Source organism: Bacillus sp. CFBP9009 (genome assembly GCF_036541465.1).
Taxonomy (GTDB): Bacteria; Bacillota; Bacilli; order Bacillales; family DSM-1321; genus Peribacillus.
Genome location: NZ_JAZHFU010000003.1, coordinates 351409 through 365170 on the forward strand (window position 1 = coordinate 351409; position 13762 = coordinate 365170).

At 39.4% G+C, this 13762-nt stretch carries 16 protein-coding genes; 13 read left to right on the forward strand and 3 right to left on the reverse strand.

The annotated features are described in order from the left end of the window. The 9 genes from nadD to V3595_RS11065 all read left to right on the forward strand — a co-directional run bounded on the left by nadD (position 1) and on the right by V3595_RS11065 (position 8843). Positions 1-654, forward strand: coding sequence for a nicotinate (nicotinamide) nucleotide adenylyltransferase (gene nadD, locus V3595_RS11025; protein ID WP_241590536.1), 654 nt, complete (start codon positions 1-3; stop codon positions 652-654). A 266-nt stretch (positions 655-920) separates the two neighbouring features. Next, complete coding sequence (locus V3595_RS11030) at positions 921-1952, forward strand: sulfate ABC transporter substrate-binding protein (RefSeq protein WP_350301810.1); 1032 nt, start codon at positions 921-923, stop codon at positions 1950-1952. Between the two features lie 67 nt (positions 1953-2019). Next, the gene (cysT, locus tag V3595_RS11035; RefSeq protein WP_063232096.1) at positions 2020-2859 is read left to right on the forward strand and encodes a sulfate ABC transporter permease subunit CysT; all 840 of its coding nucleotides are present in this window, start codon (positions 2020-2022) and stop codon (positions 2857-2859) included. Between the two features lie 55 nt (positions 2860-2914). After that, positions 2915-3754: a sulfate ABC transporter permease subunit CysW gene (gene cysW / locus V3595_RS11040; protein ID WP_485907582.1), complete on the forward strand. Its 840-nt coding sequence runs from the start codon at positions 2915-2917 to the stop codon at positions 3752-3754. Between the two features lie 10 nt (positions 3755-3764). Beyond that, positions 3765-4829 (forward strand): sulfate/molybdate ABC transporter ATP-binding protein, encoded by a 1065-nt coding sequence (locus V3595_RS11045; protein ID WP_485907220.1) that lies wholly within the window; start codon positions 3765-3767, stop codon positions 4827-4829. 514 nt (positions 4830-5343) lie between these two features. Then, positions 5344-6720 (forward strand): C40 family peptidase, encoded by a 1377-nt coding sequence (locus V3595_RS11050; RefSeq protein ID WP_485907222.1) that lies wholly within the window; start codon positions 5344-5346, stop codon positions 6718-6720. A gap of 197 nt (positions 6721-6917) precedes the next feature. Beyond that, positions 6918-7352, forward strand: a complete 435-nt coding sequence (locus V3595_RS11055) for a hypothetical protein (RefSeq protein ID WP_485907583.1) — start codon at positions 6918-6920, stop codon at positions 7350-7352. Continuing rightward, the gene (locus tag V3595_RS11060) at positions 7340-7639 is read left to right on the forward strand and encodes a YxcD family protein (protein WP_076366987.1); all 300 of its coding nucleotides are present in this window, start codon (positions 7340-7342) and stop codon (positions 7637-7639) included. The genes V3595_RS11055 and V3595_RS11060 overlap by 13 nt, the downstream gene beginning before the upstream one ends. A 229-nt stretch (positions 7640-7868) precedes the next feature. Then, positions 7869-8843: an aldose 1-epimerase gene (locus V3595_RS11065; RefSeq protein ID WP_485907224.1), complete on the forward strand. Its 975-nt coding sequence runs from the start codon at positions 7869-7871 to the stop codon at positions 8841-8843. 40 nt (positions 8844-8883) lie between these two features. Here the strand turns inward: V3595_RS11065 and V3595_RS11070 are convergent, their stop codons facing one another. Beyond that, complete coding sequence (locus tag V3595_RS11070; RefSeq protein ID WP_485907226.1) at positions 8884-10272, reverse strand: amino acid permease; 1389 nt, start codon at positions 10270-10272, stop codon at positions 8884-8886. 518 nt (positions 10273-10790) lie between these two features. Between V3595_RS11070 and V3595_RS11075 the strand changes: the two genes are divergently transcribed. The 3 genes from V3595_RS11075 (at position 10791) to V3595_RS11085 (ending at position 12610) form a co-directional block, all read left to right on the forward strand. Continuing rightward, a complete protein-coding gene (locus V3595_RS11075) occupies positions 10791-10958 on the forward strand; it encodes a YezD family protein (protein WP_137020354.1) in 168 nt (55 codons plus the stop codon). 172 nt (positions 10959-11130) lie between these two features. Next, positions 11131-11916 (forward strand): serine hydrolase, encoded by a 786-nt coding sequence (locus tag V3595_RS11080; protein ID WP_485907228.1) that lies wholly within the window; start codon positions 11131-11133, stop codon positions 11914-11916. 136 nt (positions 11917-12052) lie between these two features. Continuing rightward, complete coding sequence (locus V3595_RS11085; protein ID WP_485907229.1) at positions 12053-12610, forward strand: YdcF family protein; 558 nt, start codon at positions 12053-12055, stop codon at positions 12608-12610. 34 nt (positions 12611-12644) lie between these two features. On the opposite strand, the gene V3595_RS11090 is transcribed toward V3595_RS11085, so the two are convergent. Further along, a complete protein-coding gene (locus V3595_RS11090; RefSeq protein ID WP_485907231.1) occupies positions 12645-12905 on the reverse strand; it encodes a hypothetical protein in 261 nt (86 codons plus the stop codon). 290 nt (positions 12906-13195) lie between these two features. Between V3595_RS11090 and cspC the strand changes: the two genes are divergently transcribed. Continuing rightward, positions 13196-13396, forward strand: a complete 201-nt coding sequence (gene cspC / locus V3595_RS11095) for a cold shock protein CspC (protein ID WP_034314312.1) — start codon at positions 13196-13198, stop codon at positions 13394-13396. 124 nt (positions 13397-13520) lie between these two features. Here the strand turns inward: cspC and V3595_RS11100 are convergent, their stop codons facing one another. Then, entirely contained in the window at positions 13521-13688 is a 168-nt protein-coding gene (locus V3595_RS11100; protein ID WP_164855016.1) for a hypothetical protein, read from the reverse strand. Positions 13689-13762: the final 74 nt, after the last annotated feature.

The window sequence follows — 13762 nt, forward strand, 5'->3', positions numbered from 1 at the left end:
ATGGGCAAAATTGGAGTTTATGGATCTTCCTTCGATCCGGTCACGAATGTGCATTTATGGACTGCATCCACCATTGCGCATCGTGCTAAGCTTGACAAGGTGATTTTTTTACCTTGCTCAAATGGCCGTATCGATAAACAGATGAAAACGAGCAATGAACACCGTTGGGAAATGCTCAAGCTGGCAATAGGGGGCAACCCGTTATTCGAAGTCAGTGATTATGAAATTAATGAACGTGCCGGAACGAGTAAACAATATACTTGGTATACGATGGAATATTTTAAATCACGATTTCCAAAGGACGAAGTTTACTTCATAATGGGTGCAGATTTACTTGAAGATATTGATAATCAGGAGTTGCCGGTGCACTTACGATGGAAATTCAGGGAAAAACTGATTGCAAATCATAAATTCATCGTCATGGCACGGGATGGGATCGATATGCTGAAAATCATATCCAAAAGTCCATTGCTAAGGAATTATGATGATGGCAATACATTTCACCTTATTGATAAAGGCCTTTCCATGGAAATCAGTTCTACATATATAAGGGATGAATTCGCGATGGGCGGGGAACCAAGATATTTACTGCCTGATCAGTGTTATCAGTATATCGTGGACAATAAGCTGTATCAAAAAGCATCAAATTCATAAGTGTTGGCTAGGTATTAAAAAGGGCTCGATCTCCCCGTTGGATCGAGCCCTTTTCGTTTGGTGGAATTCTTAAACTTGCAAAACGTGAATGAATTTAAATAAAAGGACATGTAATACCTAGTTGACAACTGGGTTAACTTTGCTTTATGGTAATGATATACAAAAAATAAAATACTTGCTGATCAGAGAACTGAAGGCATACTATCTCCTGAATAATTGAAAGGGAAATAGCATGCCTTTTTTGTTGTAAAAAAAGGGGGAAGCTCATGAAAAAGGTAATGTTATTGATAAGTTTGATTTTAGCATTCGGTGTACTTGCGGGATGCAACTCGGAAAAAACGGAAGGCGACGGGACATCAAAGTCAGTCGAGCTTTTGAATGTGTCATATGATCCGACAAGGGAATTGTACCAGGAATTCAATGAAGCGTTCGTGAAGCACTGGAAAGAAGAATCCGGTCAGGATGTAACGATTCAGCAATCACATGGCGGATCTGGTAAACAGGGCAGGGCAGTTATTGATGGATTGGAGGCGGATGTCGTTACATTGGCATTGGCTTATGATATTGATGCCATTTATGAAGCTAGTAATTTGTTAGCGAAGGATTGGCAAAAACGTTTACCGGAGAACTCGACACCATACACATCAACCATTGTGTTTTTGGTGAAAAAAGATAACCCTAAAGGCATTAAAGATTGGGATGATCTGATTAAAAAGGATGTATCCGTCATTACCCCAAATCCAAAGACAAGCGGAGGGGCAAGGTGGAATTACCTGGCTGCCTGGGCTTATGCGGAGAAAAATTTCGATAATGACGAAACAAAAGTGAAGGATTTCATGAAAAAACTTTATCAGAATGTTGAAGTCCTGGATTCAGGGGCCCGCGGTGCAACGACCACTTTTGTGGAAAGGGGAATTGGTGACGTACTAATCGCTTGGGAGAATGAAGCCTATTTAACACTGGAAGAATTCGGAGATGACAAATATGAAATTGTCAATCCTTCAATCAGTATATTAGCAGAGCCACCGGTAGCTGTTGTCGATGAAGTGGTCGAGAAAAAAGGAACAAAGGAAGTGGCTGAAGCCTACCTGGAATATCTCTATACTGATGCCGGTCAGGAAATTGCCGCGAAAAACTTCTATCGTCCAAGGGATGAGAAGGTTCTCGCTGAATATGAAGACCAATTTGCCAATATCGATATGGTGACTGTTGATGATACGTTTGGCGGTTGGAAAAAAGCCCAGGAAACACATTTTAATGATGGTGGCACATTTGACGAGATTTATCAACAGCAATAAGTATGTAGGAGAAGATGGCTTTAACATCTTCTCCTACATAAATCAGAAAAAGGGTTGAGGCGAAGCGATGAATATAGTGACTGAAGGTAAACAGACGAAAAAGAGGACCATACCCGGTTTTGGATTGACGATGGGTTTTACGCTGCTGTATCTCTCCATCATCGTTTTGATCCCGTTATCGATGGTTTTTCTAAACACATTTTCAATGGGGTTCCAGGATTTTTGGGCGACCATAACTGAACCAAGGGTTCTCGCTTCTTATAAATTGAGTTTCATGACAGCGTTAACTGCGGCCTTTGTGAACGCAGTTTTTGGTGTGTTAATTGCCTGGGTGCTTACTCGTTATGAGTTTCCCGGCAAACGGATCATCGATGGACTGGTTGATTTGCCTTTTGCCCTCCCGACTGCCGTGGCAGGGATTACGTTGACCACCTTGTATTCACCGAACGGATGGATCGGGCAATTTTTCAGCTTTAAAGTCGCTTTCACTCCCGCAGGGATCATCATCGCCCTTATATTTATCGGTCTGCCATTCGTGGTGCGGATGGTTCAACCGGTGCTTGAAAATATCGAAAAAGGGATGGAAGAAGCATCTGCCTCTTTAGGGGCGAATCGAATGCAGACATTCATTAAAATTATCTTCCCGGAATTGATTCCAGCGATATTGACGGGTTTTGCACTTTCTTTTGCGAGGGCACTTGGAGAGTATGGATCAGTTGTCTTCATTGCCGGAAATATGCCGTTTAAAACAGAGATTTCCCCGCTGATCATCATGACAAAGCTTGAACAGTATGATTATGAAGGTGCAACAGCAGTTGCAGCTGTCATGCTCATTATTACATTTATAATCTTATTCACCATCAATATCTTACAATGGTGGACCGGCAAAAGATATTCAGGGAAGTAGGAGGGATATGATGGAACATGATAATTCAGTTGTTGCAAATGCGAATCACCCAGTCATGATTACGAGAAACGCAACTAAAGAGCCTAGATCCATTCAGTGGATCCTTATTTCCATTGTATTGCTATTTCTCACTTTGTTTTTAGTTGTCCCATTAATCGCGATTTTTGTAAAAGCCTTTGAAAAAGGTGCCGAAGCCTATTTGGCGGCCATTGTCCACCCTGATGCCGTGGCTGCGATTAAGTTAACATTGATCGTTGTCCTTATCACCTTGCCGCTCAATGCCATATTTGGAGTGGTTGCCGCGTGGACCATAACAAAATATGATTTCAAGGGAAAAAACTTCTTAATAACATTGATAGATTTGCCTTTTTCCGTTTCACCCGTCATTGCCGGGTTGATTTTTGTCCTTCTGTTCGGCTTGCATGGAACACTTGGTCCACTGCTGCAATCTCTTGACATTAAAGTGATCTTTTCAATACCAGGGATTGTCATCGCCTCCATTTTCATTACCTTCCCATTCATTGCGCGCGAGTTGATCCCGCTCATGCAAAGTCAGGGGACGTCTGAAGAAGAGGCCTCACTCACGCTGGGTGCGGGAGGGTTTAAGACATTTTGGTATGTGACGCTTCCCAATATAAAATGGGGACTTCTATATGGAGTCATCCTTTGCAATGCAAGAATAATTGGGGAGTTTGGAGCTGTATCGGTCGTATCAGGCCATATACGGGGCATGACCAATACGATGCCGCTTCATATTGAAATCTTATACAATGAATATCAATTTTCGGCCGCTTTTGCCGTTGCATCCCTGATGTCCATTTTTGCAATCATAACCTTGATCATTAAAAGCTTCATAGAGTGGAAAACTGACTTTAAATCAACCAAGGCGAGGTAGGAGGAATGAAATGAGTATCATCATTGAAAATGTTACAAAATATTACGGGTCCTATCAAGCACTCCGGAACATCGATTTGGAAATAAAGAGCGGTGAACTTGTAGCCCTTCTTGGCCCTTCAGGATCGGGAAAAACGTCATTACTGCGTATCATCGCGGGTCTTGAACAGGCTGAGAACGGAAAGATCCTTTTTAATGAAGAGAATTACACGCATAAACATGTAAAAGATCGAAATGTGGGTTTCGTCTTTCAGCATTATGCCCTTTTTCGCAATATGACCATTTTTGATAATATTGCCTATGGATTAAAGGTTCGCCCTAGAAAAATGAGGCCCAGTAAAGAAGTTATTGCACAAAAGGTTACCGAATTGCTTCAACTCGTCAAGCTGGAAGGATATAAAGATCGTTATCCATCGCAATTATCAGGCGGCCAGCGCCAGCGTGTCGCACTGGCAAGGGCACTTGCCGTTGAACCGAATATCCTCTTGCTTGATGAACCATTCGGGGCATTGGATGCCAAGGTTCGCAAAGAACTTCGGCGTTGGCTAAGAAGACTTCACGATGAATTCAATGTTACGAGTGTATTCGTGACGCATGATCAGGAAGAGGCGATGGATGTTGCTGATCGGGTCGTAATCATGAATGAAGGGAAAATTGAACAGATTGGAACTCCGGAAGAAGTATATGATCACCCGGAAAATCCATTCGTTTATGATTTTCTCGGTAGTGTCAATCTTTTCAAGGGCAACGTTCACCAAGGGAAATTGGTAACTGGGAATGTGGAAATGAATGCACCGGGCAGTGAAGATGGAGCGGGAACTGGTTATGTAAGGGCTCATAACTTTATCATAGAAAGAGAACCAACAGAAAAGGATTCGATCGCATCCATAATTGACCACATCCATACAATTGGCCCCATCGTCCGGATTGAAGTCATTCGTCAGGATACAAACGAACCGCTGGAAATCGAACTGACGAAAGAACAATATATGAATCTGGAAATAAGTAAAGGAGAAAGGGTATTCGTCCGACCGAAAGAATTGAAAGTTTTTGTCGACTTTATGGCTGGAATTTAAGGATGGGTCGAATATTGTCGGAAAAACCGCTGATGAGCGGTTTTTTTTATGGGAATGCTAACGGACCTTCCCGTATGAAGGGTAAATGAGCTGCAATCTGTTCCAAAAGGGCTACCGTGCATTCACAAGTGGTGCGTTTTTGTCTGCCAATAGTCTATGGTCCCTTGGTGCTAAACACTAGATAGAAAGTCTTGCATCAAAATACGAAGGTGGTTATGTAAGATATTGGATGTTTTATCACGTAAAAAAGTCGAATCTTTATGCTTAATGTTAAAATTGAAATATAATTGTAATATTGTTATTACGTATTTGACAAAATCTGATGATATACTACGACTTAGATGAAAACATAGTAGAGTTTAAGAAATGTATTTAATATTATCTCAACCTTAGAAGATTACATAAAGAGTAAAAAAAATAGAGAAGAGTTCCCAGCAATTTATTTTGACTAATCATTTTTCATAGAGAAAAAGAAGTGGGTCGATGGAAATGCAAGGGGAGGAAAGCAGGGGAAATGAGTTTGAAGAAAAAACTTATCGTATTGAACACGACAATTATGCTTGGATTAGGAAGCGCTTTTGCCATACCGTCTGTAAAAGCTGAATCTATCACGGATATTCAATCGCAACGTACAGGAATACAATCAGATATTTCAGAGGCAGAACAAGTTATTCAGCAATTGAAAAAAGAACAATCGAAAATGAATGCCCAAATTGCCCAGATCGAATCGGCAATGAAAGAAAATGACCAAAAAATCAAAGATACTAAACAAGAAATTAAAGACACCGAAAAAGACATAGAATCTTTAAAGAAAGAAATTAAAGCGTTGGAAGAAAGAATCGCAAAACGCGAAGAAGTCTTGAAAGAGCGCGCACTTTCTTTCCAAGAGAGCGGCGGGGACGTTGAGTACCTAGAAGTTGTTTTAGGTTCTAAAAGCTTTGGTGAATTCGTTAATCGTGTTGGAGCGGTAGCCACTATCGTGGAAGCTGACCAACAGATTCTTAGTGAGCAGGAAGCGGATAAAGCTGACTTAGAGAAAAAACAAGCGACCGTTGAGAAAAAATTGCAAAGCCTTAAGGATATGGAAGTAGAGCTTAAAGGCATGCAATCGCAAATTAAAGATCAAAAAGCTGAAACTGTCAACATGAAGGCTAAGATTGAAAAGAAGGAATCGGAAACAGAAGCACTAAAACAATCTTTAGAGAATAAAGATGCCGGTTTAGAAGCACAGATAGCATCCATCCGTGAAAATATCAAAAAAGAGGAAGAACGTAAAGCATCAGAGAAAGCAGAACTTGACCGTGCTGCTGAAGAAGTGAATTCTTCAAATTCTTCCAGTGAAGGATCATCAAGCTCTTCTAACGAAGAATCATCAAGTTCTTCTAAAGGCGAAGCTTCGGCAAAAAGCTCATCTAAAGCTGAATCATCTTCAAATTCATCTGAAAACAGTTCTGCTGCTAAACCTGCAGCCAGTAAAACTGAAACATCAAGTAAGCCAAGCAGTGCAAATACAGGCTCGGCCATTACAGCAGGTTATAAATATATCGGTAACTCCACATATAAATTTGGTGGCGGAAGAACGGCATCCGATATTGCTAACGGTCTTTTCGATTGTTCAGGATTCGTTGCATGGGCTTATAAACAAGCTGGTGTGAACCTTCCAGCAAGTACGGATGCATTGAAAAGTGCAGGACGTCAAGTATCTAAGAGTCAAATACAACCTGGAGATTTAGTGTTCTTCAATACCTATAAAACTGATGGACATGTCGGTATTTATGTCGGCGGCGGCAAATTTATCGGTTCCCAAAGTTCAACAGGTGTTGCAATCGCCAATATGGAAAGCGGATATTGGGCAGGTGTATTCAACGGCCGTGTCGTTCGTGTAAACTAATAGTTCAAAAATAAGCAGGGGATAAAATGCCCCTGCTTATTTTTTTTGAAAAAAAATCGAAAAAAATGAAACTTATTTTGAATTTCAACGTAAATACTATAAGATAAAACAAGGATAGGTGATGTGGACTTCAGTAACTCTGGAAAACATATAAAGAAACAACAATCCATACTATTAAACGGAGGCAAAAAAACATGATGAAAAAAATTATGGCTGCATTACTTACAATTACACTAGCATTCTCGCCAGTCGGCACTTATGTATTCCAGGATCATACGGAGTCAGTCGATGCAAGGGGTTACAAGTCAGGAAAAAGAAGCTTTAACAGCAACAACAATAATAATTCGAATTTCCAAAATAAAGAAACGAAGAAGTCCGATGCTACTACTGCCAATAAAGCCAAGAGTGGAAACACATTCGCAAAAGGCGGCTTAATGAAAGGAATTATGCTAGGTGGACTGGCAGGTTTACTTTTTGGCAGCCTATTCGCCAATATGGGAATGCTTGGTTCTATACTTGGTCTATTAATCAACGTGTTGGCGGTTGTGGTATTAATCGTTGTGATCCGTAAAATATTCACATATTTCAAAGATAAGAAGAAGAAAGAGGATACAAACCCATGGAGAGGCTAAAGATATCCGAACAAGATATCATCAATGCGGTTTGTGTTTACATTGCCCGTAAAAAGCAGGTACAACCCAATGAGGTGGAAGTCGAGTTAATGTATGATGATGATTATGGTTTTTCGGCGGAAGCGTTTGTCGATGGCCGGAAACAAGTGTTAATTACCATCAACTTGATAGAAGCGCTTCGCTTATGGCTGGATGAATATATGAATAAAGATCCATACTCGGGTATTGAACTTGTTTTGGATGATGAAGAAGGCATTGTGGCTTTAGTAAGTGAAAGTAATAGATAAGTAAAAAGGATGCCGTAACGGCATCCTTTTTTTATTTAATGAGGTACAACTTGATCGGTGTGAAGGAAAAAGATAAAAGAGAAATAGAAAAATAGTAAAGCAAAATGCTAGATTACCAACACATTTGTTAAACACAGATAGAATATAATGAATTATAATTTCCATTTGTTGCAAAAAATGGTCTGCGGAAGTAGGATGGATATATGTTCAATTCAAAGGAGGAGAATAAGTGACAGGTTACATGGAAGATATCACTTTTTTAAATGAAAAGGCCATAAAGTTCGGCAATGAAAAAGTGGAAGCGATACTTGCGCCATCTTTAGGAAGCAATCTGCTTTCGTTTAAGTACAAGCAAAAGGATATTGAGGTGCTGCGAACGCCGGTTAGTCTGGAAGAGTATAAAAAGGCTCCCATTTTATACGGAATGCCTATCCTGTTTCCTCCTAATCGAATTGAAGATGGTCAATTTACATATAAGGGGACTGAGTATAGGTTTCCGGTCAATGAAAGGGGAAAATTCAATCATATACATGGTTTTTTACATGACAAGCCTTGGCAAGTCTGCAAAAAGGAAGTGAACGGGAAAGAAATCGTCATTAATACTGAATTTTCAAGCAGTGAATTTGATCTAAAAGATAGCTTTCCACAAGATATCACTGTGAATATGTCTTTATCTTTAAGGGCTGAAACATTGGATATAAAATTGGAAATCACCAACAAGGGCATTGAACCCTTTCCATGGGGGGCAGGTTATCATACAGTATTCAATTTTCCATTTGGACCAGGGGGGAAATTGGAGGATTGCAGAATATCTCTTCCCGTCAATAAACATTGGGAGTTGAATGAAAGGTCATTGCCCACTGGTGCAATTCATGAAACGGCCGATATAATGGAAATCCAAAACGCCTTTAGCTTGGAGGGCCGGCTGTTTGATGACCTATTTGGCTATGATGAGGAAAGAGCCCTCGAAAACGAGTGCATTCTCACTGACCAAGAGGCTGGCATACAGGTCATCTATCATGCCGATCAACATTTTAAGTTTTGGGTATTATTCAACCAAGAGGGGTTCGTCTGTCCTGAACCATATACATGGGTAACGAATGCTCCTAATTTGGATTTGTCAGCAAAATTGACTGGATTGAGGGAGTTAAGATCTGGTGAAACGGTTCAGCTGAGAACTAGATTGGCAATAAAGGATATATAAAAAAACACCTTGGCACTTATTTGTGCCAAGGTGTTCAAGGTTATGCTTTTTTTCTCATCCAGAGTGGGTATAGGACGATTCCGAATACATATAAGGCAATGCCAAGTATGAATGTATTCATATCGGTTGTACCTGTCTTGATGACCCAGATCGAGTAGATTAACGCCAGGGTGGTGATAATTCCATCACGTACCCTTGAGCCTTTCATGATGTCATAGGTTTCCCCAGTCATGACCAGTTTCAATTGATACAAAACGGATGCAAGATACGGGATCAAGTAAGCGAGTGTAGCGACGATCATCGAAAATTTATAAGCTTCCAAAATCGTACCCGAAATAGTGGAGAATAAGAATATCTGTGTCATGATATTTGTTATTGTCATAGAACGGACGGGTGTGCCATTTTTGTTCGCTTTCGCAAAATAGGCCGGAAACAAATCCGATTTCGCTGCCTGGTAAGGAACCTCTGAGGCAACGACAATCCATCCGATTGTTGATCCCAATAAGGAAATGACGGCAAGAGCAGCCATTATATAGGTGCCGCTTGAACCAACTACTGCTTGTAGTGCGTCAACAAGCGGTTTTTGTGATATTTTCAACTCGTCTTGTGATATGGCACCCATCGTCAATAAAGTAATGCCGATATAAATGGCAACAGCGATAAGTAAACCAAAAATCGTCGCTTTCTTTACATCATTTTGTGACTTGGCACGGTTTGAAAGCATGACGGCAGCTTCGATACCGATGAAGGCCCATAATGTTGAAATTGCAGCAGCATTCACTTGATCACCTAAAGAGATGGCTGAACCTGCCTTATCATAAAATTCAGCTCCGTTTCCTAGATTGGAAGTATCGAAGATGAATATCGTGATAATGATGAAAAATAAGAATCCAAGCACTTTGGTAACTGTAGCAAAAAGATTCATTTTCCCAGCACTGTTAAAACTTCTTACCAAGATTGCCTGAATCCCCCAAAGGGCAATGGAACATACCGCAAACGTTAATGCTTTACCTAATTCAAGTTGAAACGAACCCGCTGTATAAATCACTTTCGTACTATGCATCACCGGGAAAAACGTTGATAGGTAACCAGCAAATGAAATGATGACAGAAGCTGTCGCAGCCCAATTCGCAGCCCAATAGCCCCAAGCCATGCTATACCCTGAAACCCTTCCTTTAGCAGGAGATTTAAATAATGATTGAGCATAACTTTGCGGTCCAGCCTTTAAATCCGGTTTCCGGACTGCCAGGTTACCAAACACTAAAGCTATTAGAAAAACTCCCAGTCCAGTAACAATCCATGCCAATGTGGCCCCTAATGGACTGGATACCTGTGCTAATTGAGCAGGGAGCATGAAAATTCCGCCGCCGACCATATTTCCAATTACGAAAGTGGTCAAAATCAATAAACCCCATTTTTTATTTACCATTTATATCGAACCTTTCTTATATACATAGTGTGTGTTTATACCGACAACTTATACTAAAATAGTATATCTCAAATAGTTTAGTTTGGTAAAGTGGTAAATAAGTAAAATGTAAAACGCAGATTAATCAGAAAATTTAAAAACGTGATTGACAACAGGAGAAAAATGGATTATATTAGTAAATACCAAGTTAGTTGGTAAGAATAATATGGTTTGTTGTATGAATCGTATTTTTCTATAACATAAGAATCCCGAATATTGCCGATTAGTCAACTAAAGGCACCCTTACATCTAATCTAATTAGATGGCGGGTGCCTTTTATTTATAGTGAGGGGAGGGGAATATGGAGTTCCTATTAACTGGTTATTCTTATTCGGAAAGTAAAGTGATGAGGATATGATAGGTAAACCAAGTTCCTCAAGAAAACATTGAAAGTGGGAAGCGCCTGCGCTTTTCATGCGATCACTTTTAACATTAGGCATGAAACGAAGCTTTATTACCAGTATTGAAGGGGAGATATTATGGAAAAGAAAGAAGAATTGAAAATCAGGCATATCATTTCAAGCTTGGAAGATCTGCAATATGGATCAGTTTTAATAACCGTACATGATGGTAAAATTACACAGGTGGATACAACCGAGAAGAAACGATTCCCATTAGCGAAGAGCCGGGCAGTTAATGCCAGATGAATAATAGTTATTGAGGGAGCTTTCGATATGAAGGCTCTTTTTTTATACAAAAATTTATTCAATTTGGAATTTATAAGAAGATTGTACTGCTTTTAACATGGTAGAATAAGTTAGGGTATAAGGTATTTTTTTATAGGGATTAAATGATATATAAGGGAGGAACAGGGGATAGATGACCTTACAGACTATAGAACATGATATATTGGCATTAGTTGAAACATTTAATGGGAGAATCGCATATAAAATTGAAAATGGTCTTGGGGACACGATTGGATATTATGAGACTGAATCCTTTCAATCAGCTAGTTTGATCAAAATACCAATGATCATCGAAGGTTATCGTCAAAGTGAACAAAAGAAAATCTATTTGAACCAACCAGTGACCATCCCGCCTAATGAAGTGACTGGGGGATCCGGGGTCCTGCATGTCTTATCGAACAAGGTATTTTTAACCGTAGAGGATTTATTGACATTGATGATAACCGTTTCTGACAATACATCCACAAATATGATGATGAACCTGCTAGGCTTTGAGGAAATCAATCAATGCATCAAGGAACTTGGTTTGAAAAATACTGTCCTTGAACGAAAAATGCAGGATTTTAAGGCATTAAAAGAAGGGCGCGACAATACCATATCGGCGGAAGATACGATTACCTGCTTAAAAGCCATACATACAGGCAACTTTTTAACGAAAGAAAGCCAGGAAAGAATCTTGCGTGTATTTGACAATCAGCAATTAAGGGATAAACTTCCATCACTGATGGGCAGAGGGGTCAAGGTCGCAAGCAAAACGGGCGGAATTCGAGGAGTTGCCCATGATTGCGCAATCATTCGGTCAGAAACACAAACTGTTTATGCTGCAGTTCTTACTGAAGATATGAAATCAGAGGAAGAAAGCCGTCAAGTAATCAGTAAAATTGGAAAATTGATATATGATGACATGGTTTCAGAATAAGCTGGTGAATTCAATATTTTTGGAAGAGCGGGAAGTCCTTCATGATTTCCCGCTCTTCGATCTTAGTTATGAGGGAGTCAGTGGGAAAACATGATATATAAGGAAAGAAAAAAACGGGAAAAACTTTAAAGAAATTTTGGTAATTAGCATTATTGCAGTACTGGGGTATTTTGGTTTTTTGCACATGAAAATTCAAGGAACCATTCACCAACAAATTCCGGAAAATGCCGATTATCTCATTATTCTTGGAGCAAGGGTCAAAGGTTCGGTGCCATCATTATCCTTACAATACAGGATTGATAAAGCTGCAGAGTATTTATCGGCTAATAACCAGACAGTGGCCATTGTATCTGGCGGCAAAGGACCGGGAGAAGAAATATCGGAAGCAAAAGCCATGCAACTGGGACTAATTGCCCAGGGAATTGAAGAAGCACGCATTATGATGGAAGACAAATCTACAACAACTCAGGAAAATATTGTTTTCTCAAAAGAACTCATTCCTGATACGGCAGCTACAGGATTGATCGTTAGTAATGACTTTCATATCTACCGGGCAGTCGAAATAGCAAAAAGGGAAGGCTTGGACATGAAAGGAATGCCGGCAAAGACACCAAAAGTGTCACTATTGAAATCATATACCCGTGAATATCTGGCAATTACCAAATACTATTTGACCGATTTGATTGGGAGGTAAAATGGAATTGTCCTAAAGATATGGGGAGCTTTCATTATTCGACTTCCACGACAACATTAGGAACTTCCCAAAAACCTTTCTCTTGATATAGCTCCTTAAGTGTTTTATAAACGGGATACCCGGTATAGGAAATCTCGACTCGTTCATCAGCATCCACTTCTTCCACATCTATATCATCAACAAAACCAAGTTGATCATCGATTTCCATTAAATAATATCCGAGTGCCTCATACCCGCTATAGGCTACAATAACCTTACTGTCAAAACCGCTATTAGAAACTTTGTAATATTTCATTGAGTGACCTCCTTGTTGATAATTCTTTAAGTGAAAATCGTACGGTTTCTTATTACTCTGATATACCCATTAATTACTATCTGAATCATTAAATTGGATAAATAAAGAAAATAGGAAGGCAAAAAGAATGTGAAGCCTACTTTAAAATATCACTGGAAAATTTGCTATCTGCATCAATTCATGTTAATCTAATAAAGAATTGTTTTTGGTTGTGGAAGAGGATACTCGTTATTTTCCAAATGATTAAAAATAGTAATACAATGTGTGTTATGCACTAGGAGGCAACAACAATGGAACAAGGTACAGTTAAATGGTTTAATGCAGAAAAAGGTTTTGGATTTATCGAACGCGAAAACGGAGACGATGTATTCGTACATTTCTCAGCTATCCAAAGCGAAGGCTTCAAATCTTTAGACGAAGGTCAAAAAGTAACTTTCGAAGTTGAGCAAGGTGCACGTGGAGCTCAAGCTGCTAACGTTCAAAAAGCTTAATTTTAAAATTAAATCGTAACCTATATGAACAGACTTCCTCGATGGGAGTCTGTTTTTTATTGTGCTAAAAAATGAAAGCAAAAAAAATCCCACTCTGACTGAGTAGGTTTTTAGTGACTTGTCATTAAGCTTTTTTTAATTCTTCTTCAAAGAAAAAAGTAGTCGGATGTTCTTTAACGGTATAAGAATATCTTTTCATGTTTTTTACATATGCCCATTTATTAATGGTTACTGATTCATTAGTATCCTGAATAGTTACTGTTTCACCAGTATTATACTTATTGCTTTTCAATTTAGCCACCCTCTTTAATAATAGTATAACATATTTGGCATGGAAAGATGTGTTCAAGATATTCCAATGATATA

Excerpts from the sequence above, each read along its gene's own strand:
- nadD (WP_241590536.1), top strand. The coding sequence starts at position 1 with ATGGGCAAAATTGGAGTTTATGGATCTTCCTTCGATCCGGTCACGAAT.
- V3595_RS11030 (WP_350301810.1), top strand. The coding sequence starts at position 921 with ATGAAAAAGGTAATGTTATTGATAAGTTTGATTTTAGCATTCGGTGTA.
- cysT (WP_063232096.1), top strand. The coding sequence starts at position 2,020 with ATGAATATAGTGACTGAAGGTAAACAGACGAAAAAGAGGACCATACCC.
- cysW (WP_485907582.1), top strand. The coding sequence starts at position 2,915 with ATGATTACGAGAAACGCAACTAAAGAGCCTAGATCCATTCAGTGGATC.
- V3595_RS11045 (WP_485907220.1), top strand. The coding sequence starts at position 3,765 with ATGAGTATCATCATTGAAAATGTTACAAAATATTACGGGTCCTATCAA.
- V3595_RS11050 (WP_485907222.1), top strand. The coding sequence starts at position 5,344 with ATGAGTTTGAAGAAAAAACTTATCGTATTGAACACGACAATTATGCTT.
- V3595_RS11055 (WP_485907583.1), top strand. The coding sequence starts at position 6,918 with ATGAAAAAAATTATGGCTGCATTACTTACAATTACACTAGCATTCTCG.
- V3595_RS11060 (WP_076366987.1), top strand. The coding sequence starts at position 7,340 with ATGGAGAGGCTAAAGATATCCGAACAAGATATCATCAATGCGGTTTGT.
- V3595_RS11070 (WP_485907226.1), bottom strand. The coding sequence starts at position 10,272 with ATGGTAAATAAAAAATGGGGTTTATTGATTTTGACCACTTTCGTAATT.
- V3595_RS11075 (WP_137020354.1), top strand. The coding sequence starts at position 10,791 with ATGGAAAAGAAAGAAGAATTGAAAATCAGGCATATCATTTCAAGCTTG.
- V3595_RS11080 (WP_485907228.1), top strand. The coding sequence starts at position 11,131 with ATGACCTTACAGACTATAGAACATGATATATTGGCATTAGTTGAAACA.
- V3595_RS11090 (WP_485907231.1), bottom strand. The coding sequence starts at position 12,905 with ATGAAATATTACAAAGTTTCTAATAGCGGTTTTGACAGTAAGGTTATT.
- cspC (WP_034314312.1), top strand. The coding sequence starts at position 13,196 with ATGGAACAAGGTACAGTTAAATGGTTTAATGCAGAAAAAGGTTTTGGA.